Raw genomic sequence first — 1,142 nt, forward strand, 5'->3', positions numbered from 1 at the left:
CGAGGAAGGTGATTGCGCTTTCGGTCGTGACGGCGAAGATGATTGAGGATATGTTTAAGCGGAGGCAAAACATTCCTTATATATATTGACGCTAACTTTTTTATTTTGTGCAGCATAGATATATAGAAGAGTCACGCACCCTGCTTTGGAGGGCGAGGCTTTTCATAGGCAGATGAAGATAAGATTAGAGCCGACGGATCCTCACTGGATACGAATAAACGACCCGGATCGTGTAGCTAGGGACATAGGCGAATGGTGGGAGAACGATGCCCGTGAAGGTCAAACAAGAGCAACAATAGACATAAGAATCCCTGAGGTTGTTGGTGTTGGTGGTAAAGTTAGGATAAGGTGGTGTTCAAACGGCTGGCATCATATAGGCTTGGCGAAATCGAAAGACGGAAAAACGTTCAGTGAGATATGGGGGCGTAGAAGTCATTATGCGTTTGATGAAACACATGAGATAGAACTGGATCCTGGATGTGCATATTATCGTATATACTTTGATGACAGTAGCTCTCCTTTTAAAATGACGAGAGTTCACAAAAATATAGAACTTATATTAGCGATTCACACTCCTACTCCGACTCCCACGCCTACACCCACGCCTACACCTACGCCAGCACCCAAATGCTGTGACGAGGTATGCTTTACGGAATTGGTGAAATGCTACGAGGAAGGGGGTTACAAAAAAGCGTGGGGTTGGACCGAGTCTACGGGACAAGTGGGTCCGTATCCGTATCATCCCCCTTCACCTTGGGAATACGATCCGGACTATGAAGACGAGAGCGGTCCGACAGGTTCACATGGCGGCTGTCCAAGTTGTAAAATGACGCTCGTGCACTTACGAAAACCACTAAAAATAACATGTGATAAGAATCCCTATGGGAGTTTAGGGCTAAAGACGGGTTGTGAATTGCTTTTGTATTACGATAAGGATAAAGATGGGGTAATAAGCGATGAAGAGTTGACTGATGCGTATAATGACTGGATTGACGGTAAAATAACAGAAGCGGAGTTCAATTATGTGGGTTATGAAGGCTATCTTGCAGGTTCAATTAACAATTTATGTCCTGGGTGTTATAAAGCAACACCCACGCCCACACCAACACCCACTACACCTGTCAAGTTTGTTACGAAAGATG

The 1,142-nt window shown here is 44.9% G+C and carries 1 protein-coding gene; it reads left to right on the forward strand.

The features are described from left to right. Window positions 1–379: 379 nt before the first annotated feature. On the forward strand, window positions 380–1,142 hold a 763-nt coding region (locus J7J62_03130), incomplete at its 3' end, for a hypothetical protein (protein MCD6124148.1).

The organism is bacterium (genome assembly GCA_021159335.1).
Lineage (GTDB): Bacteria > UBP14 > UBA6098 > B30-G16 > B30-G16 > JAGGRZ01.